Source organism: Catenibacterium sp. co_0103 (genome assembly GCF_004168205.1).
GTDB lineage: Bacteria > Bacillota_I > Bacilli_A > Erysipelotrichales > Coprobacillaceae > Catenibacterium > Catenibacterium mitsuoka_A.
Window position 1 is genome coordinate 1 of sequence record NZ_RCYB01000115.1, and the last position, 5,595, is coordinate 5,595.

Sequence of the window (5,595 nt, forward strand, 5' to 3'; positions counted from 1 at the left end):
TCTTCCCATAAGAAAAACCTCCTCAGCAAACAGTGCTTTTAATTATTTACACTGTCTACTGGGAGGTCATCATATCATTAACGAGGCGTTTTATAGATTATAAGATACAATATACAGCAATTGATCCTGAGATACTACAATCAGTGATCTTCCTACATCACTTTTCTTATAATACTTATAATCCTGAGTGAAGTCTGGCAACTGCTTTTGTGATACTTTTGCTTCTTTGATATATTTATTGAATTCTTCTTCTATTTCATTATTCTTCTTATTATTCAATGTAATGGGAAGACTTTTGTTTTTAACTTCCTGTACCTCATAATATATTCCATCATTAGTAAATGAAGGAGAAGGTTTTACTTGATAGACAATGGTATTTTCTGAAGGGAAGTCGATATTCCAGTTTTCAGATATATAATTCATGTTCTTATAATGAAGAAACGTAGAGACAATCACAACAACGATAAGTGTCATAAGTACGATAAATATTTTTTTAGATTTCATAGTGCTTACTACCTGTTAAACAGAAACTGTAATAGATACTTTAAATGGCACTATTGATCCATTTTTTTGCGCATTCTTCATTGCATCAACAGCAATGCCTGCTAATCCATCATAATCTCCGGAACCATAATCATAATAATCACTTACTTTTACAGTTTTACTACTCGCCTTAGTTTTGGTGAAATCAAATTTATGAATAGAATATTTTGCATCTCCTTCAGCTGTTGTAGATGTACTATTAAAAACTGAAGACCCTTTGGTAGAAGCACCATTTGCAATTTTTTTAATTGTATTAGTTGACTTTAACACATATCCATAATTTGGTACATAGGTGGATTTCTTATTTGTATTCATCGTTGCATGTAATAATAATTCCCTAGACAAATAATAATTCTTATTAGAAAAATATGCCACTACCATACTAACAGCAGCATTAGGTTGATTAGCACATGTGCTGACTGACTCTTCACTTGAATAGTCATTTAATAATTTTTCACAAGCTTCAATCAAACTATTCAATTTATCAATCTGATTTTTATCATTGCTTTTTAAGCAATCATTTCTATATTCTTCCATTGTTTTTTTTAATTCAGCTTCAACATCAACTTTATTAGCATTAATCAACTCATTTAAATTCATATTTTGATTTTTTACCTTGCAATTAGCAGCAACAGCACTTATGTTTAAAGAAATCAATGATATACTTAACAATATTTTTAATAATTTCATGGTTATTCCTCCTTAACTAATATACATCTAGATGACATTTAAATCATACCCAAGATACAACTTATTGACCATCTTTTCTGCACAAGAGACATAAATTCTAGCATAAAAGACATTGAAAAAGTGCAGCCTAAGCTGCACTCTATTATAAGTCTACACCATAATCAGTGACTACAACCTGTCCTGTAATAGGCGCTGCATCATCACTTGCTAAGAAAAGAGTGACTCTTGCAACATCTTCTGGACTACATGGTTTAAGGGATAAATCACTATGAGCACTCATAGCACCCATCATCTTCATATCCATTGTATCAGCTGTTAAACCTGCTGCCATATCTGTAGTAATACTACCAGGACAAATCACATTACAACGAATATTTTCTTTCGCAAAACGCATTGCAGTATGTTTAGTAACACCAATAATAGCTGCTTTTGTAGAAACGTAAACAGCTCCTCCAGCACCAAACTGACCTGCAACACTTGCAATATTCACAATAGAAGCACCACTTGTCATAACCTTTAATGCTTCAGACATACAATACATTGTACCCTTCTGGTTAATATCAATAACTCTATTTAAGTCATCGTAATCAATACGATCAATCGCATTTAATCCTTTATCAAGTACTCCTGCATTATTCACTAATACATCTACTTTACCAAATGCTTCTACAGTTTTAGAAACTAGGTTCTTTACATCATCAATCTTAGAAATATCAGTAGGTACACATAATACAGTACCTCCTGCTTCTTCAATTTCTTTACCTACTTCTTCTAATACTTCTTTTCTTCTTGCTGAAATAACAACCTTTGCACCTTCACTTGCAAATAATTTTGCAATAGCTTTACCAACACCTGCGTTACCGCCTGTAACGATAGCGACTTTATTATCTAATTTACCCATATTTAAGCCTCCTTGTTAAAATAGTAACATAACTGTAAGCGTATTCATAGAGTGAATAATCAAATTCATCTATTTTTGTATAAAAAAACACCTCAAGAATAATCTTGAAGTGTTTGGAATATTACTGTTCTTCTGGTAATTCCTTAAGATCATTATCACCAGTTACATAGTGTAAGATAGTCTTTGCAGCAGTTCTAGGACCATCATATTCCTGACCCTTAATACCAAGTCTTGTACGAAGTACACCAACCTGTACACCCTGTTCAAACATCTTATGGAAGAATTCTTGTAATAATGGTTCTGTCTGTTCTTTTCTCTGAACTGGACCAAATGGGTTTGCGAAATAAGAGCCAACTAAACCATATTCAGTAGTAGTACCCTTAGCCATACGGTTACCAGCTCTGAATACCTTTAATGCATCTTCTTCATTATCAAAGAATTCTAAGGCTTCACCTTCAGCTTCATAGTTATTAGCATATAAGAAGATATCTACATCATGATCAGCGATAACATCTTTATAATCAGTAATAGGAATTACGATACGTGCATTGACCTTATCTGGGTTCATGAATACAGATCTATCTAATTCCTTAAAGCTGTAACCAGCATCTAAGTCATCAAGACGAACGAAGGCACCAACTTCTGTACCTGAAGTCTTTACTTTACCATCAACTAATGATAAGCAACCCATATCATCATAGATAGTCTTGATATCTTCGATATAAGCTTCACCATAAGCCTTAATCTGTTCAATAGTTTCTGATTTACCAGCACCAGAGTCACCCATTACAACGATATTCTTTTCAGAACCATCATGTAACTTCATCTGGATCATAGCACCATGGATAGGTAGTTTATGGTGGTTGATGTTAGATACGTTGTGAAGTGTTAAACACATCTTCTTCATATATCCGAAGTAATCGAATTCATCACTTGCTGATAGTTTAGCAACCATCATATCGTTCTTGTCATCCTGGAAGAATGACTGATCCTTCTTACCATCTTCATAACCATATACATATACTAGATCTGGTTTATTATGTCTATATTCTGATTCATCAGCAAGTTCAAATAAGTTACATAAAGTAACGCCCTGTGCCATAAACTTAGTATTGAAGTAAACGAAACATAATAACTTACCAACCTTTGCAGGGTAACATAACCACTGATCAGGATTAAATGTTAAATCAGTAACTGGATTTGTTCTACTTTCTGGGAATACACCATCTCTTTTATTTCTCTTAGAATAAGTGATAAATGGTGGATGAATAACAACCTGTTCAATGAATGGAACATCCTTTAAACATTCATAATCATCAGGTAAACCTGTAGTTAAGTGAGTAACAGTTAAACCAGCATTCACACCTGCTGTAATCTGTCTTAATACCTTATCGTTCTTACCTACAGCTCTCTGCATTGAACGATATACTTCTAATACAAGTTTTTCAAACTCTTCCTGAGCATCAGCGAACTGTACACTCTGGTAACCTGATTTCTTTGAGTCATTGAAAACAATTGCATATCTCTGAAGTTTTCTCCAGTATAAATAAATGTCTTCAATTAACTTTACGAACATATCACGATCTTCAAAATACACTGCATATTCTGGTCTTAATGCACAAACCTGTTCTGCATCAAGTACAAGTAATAACTTGAAAATGCTTCTTAAATCTCCTAATAAGAAGAAATCATCCGCATTGCGTTCATGTAAATAAATATATAACTGTGTTTCTAATCTGCGCTGATTCCTAATGAATTTCTCCAATACTTTAGAGAAAGATTCACTTTCCACTAATTCACATCTACTCTGACAGAATTCTTCAGAGAAGTTTAAGATTGCATTACCTCTAGTAATTTCGAATTTCTTAGCCATTTTTTCATCCTTTCTAAATAGATTATGTTAGCTCCTATCTATTTTACCCCATAATAACAGAGATATTTACAATATGCAAAGCCTAATTTTGTAATTATCATATGTAAGCGTTATTATTTATGGAATTTAGTAAATTCCCATATTTTGCTTGCTAAGTTAGTTAAATCTAATCTGTAATATAAAAAAGACCTTTACTAGAAGGCCTTAAAGAATACTTTACCGACTATTTCTTTCTTAAAAGAAACAGCACCTATATAACGAGAATCAGTAGAATGGTTTCTATTATCCCCCATAATAAAGACATCACCTTTAGGAACTGTATAAGTCCAGTTGGTGTCTGTCATTTGTTCGTTTATATATGTTTCATTGACTTTCTTACCATTACGGTAGAGTTCATGATCAATACATTCTATTGTATCCCCCTGCTTGCCAATGACTCTTTTAATGATCTGTCTCTGCTGTCCTAATATATTACATTTTGCAATGACAACATCACCATATTTTACATCATCATAATGATAGAACTGCTTATTAACTAAGACAATGTTCCCTTCATGATAATTAGGTTCCATAGATTGTCCTTCTACATGAGAAATCTGGACAAAGAATAAGAAACCATATGTAAGAACTACTGTCACAAGAATTACTTTTACATATTCTAATACTGTTTGTTTCATATTTTTCATTTTAATCACCGAAACGATTATACCATAGTTTTAGGATAATTCCTTGAATAAACTAAAAATAAAGGGAATAGGAATAATACTTGCACATAAATCAGCTATAGGCTGAGATAAGGCTAAACCTGTAATACCCCATATGTGAGGCAATAGGATAACAAGTGAGATAAAAGCCAAACCACTTCTTAAAGCAGCTAGGAATGTCGCTATGACACTTCTACCAATACTTTGGAATAACATATTTGCGCCGATACTAATAGCCATGAAGAATATCGCAATACATTCAAATTTCATCGCAAGCTGCGCAATAGAGAGTACTTGACTATCCTGTGTAAAGAGTAAGAGAAGCGGTTTTGTGAAGCATAAACAGATGACACTAATAATACTTAATAGAATAGTAGAAAGAGTCACTGTGAAGATAAATACCTGTTTCAAACGGTCATATCGTTTAGCACCATAGCTAAATGCAGATACTGGCTGGAAACCCTGACCTATTCCTACTCCTACTGAGAAGATGAGATTAGATATACGACTCACAACACTCATTGCCGCAATTGCTTCATCTCCATAAATTCCTGCCGCAAAGTTAAGAGTCATAACACTGATACTATTTAATCCCTGACGACATAATGAAATATGCGCATAAAAATATAATCACCAAAGATATTAATAATAGAACCAGATGTGAGTCCAATCATTGCAAGTGATGCCTGTCCTTCATATCTTAGTATATTATTCATCACACATGGTCAACTACTCACGACCTAAAGGTCATGGGCTTGTAACTGCCCAGTCGTACTAACGATTTACACCTCCGACCTTTAACCCCAGTAGATATTGCTATCTAAAGTGGCGTTACATCATAGGGTGGTTGACAGCACCCTTTGCAGCAGAGTTTACTCTGCTAC

7 protein-coding genes are annotated in these 5,595 nt (G+C 33.6%); all 7 read right to left on the reverse strand.

Annotated elements, in window-relative coordinates; translation table 11 throughout:
* Positions 1-90 precede the first annotated feature (90 nt).
* Entirely contained in the window at positions 91-504 is a 414-nt protein-coding gene (locus EAI80_RS11695) for a hypothetical protein (RefSeq protein WP_129982179.1), read from the reverse strand.
* A 15-nt stretch (positions 505-519) separates the two neighbouring features.
* Positions 520-1,233: a hypothetical protein gene (locus EAI80_RS11700; protein ID WP_129982180.1), complete on the reverse strand. Its 714-nt coding sequence runs from the start codon at positions 1,231-1,233 to the stop codon at positions 520-522.
* A gap of 142 nt (positions 1,234-1,375) precedes the next feature.
* The gene (locus tag EAI80_RS11705) at positions 1,376-2,134 is read right to left on the reverse strand and encodes an SDR family oxidoreductase (RefSeq protein ID WP_129982181.1); all 759 of its coding nucleotides are present in this window, start codon (positions 2,132-2,134) and stop codon (positions 1,376-1,378) included.
* Between the two features lie 121 nt (positions 2,135-2,255).
* A complete protein-coding gene (locus EAI80_RS11710; protein ID WP_129982182.1) occupies positions 2,256-4,007 on the reverse strand; it encodes a phosphoenolpyruvate carboxykinase in 1,752 nt (583 codons plus the stop codon).
* Positions 4,008-4,201: 194 nt separating this feature from the next.
* Positions 4,202-4,693 (reverse strand): signal peptidase I, encoded by a 492-nt coding sequence (lepB, locus tag EAI80_RS11715; protein WP_129982183.1) that lies wholly within the window; start codon positions 4,691-4,693, stop codon positions 4,202-4,204.
* A gap of 30 nt (positions 4,694-4,723) precedes the next feature.
* Positions 4,724-5,284 (reverse strand): MATE family efflux transporter, encoded by a 561-nt coding sequence (locus tag EAI80_RS11720; RefSeq protein ID WP_161220352.1) that lies wholly within the window; start codon positions 5,282-5,284, stop codon positions 4,724-4,726.
* 14 nt (positions 5,285-5,298) lie between these two features.
* Positions 5,299-5,427: a hypothetical protein gene (locus tag EAI80_RS13970; protein ID WP_255452571.1), complete on the reverse strand. Its 129-nt coding sequence runs from the start codon at positions 5,425-5,427 to the stop codon at positions 5,299-5,301.
* Positions 5,428-5,595 lie beyond the last annotated feature (168 nt).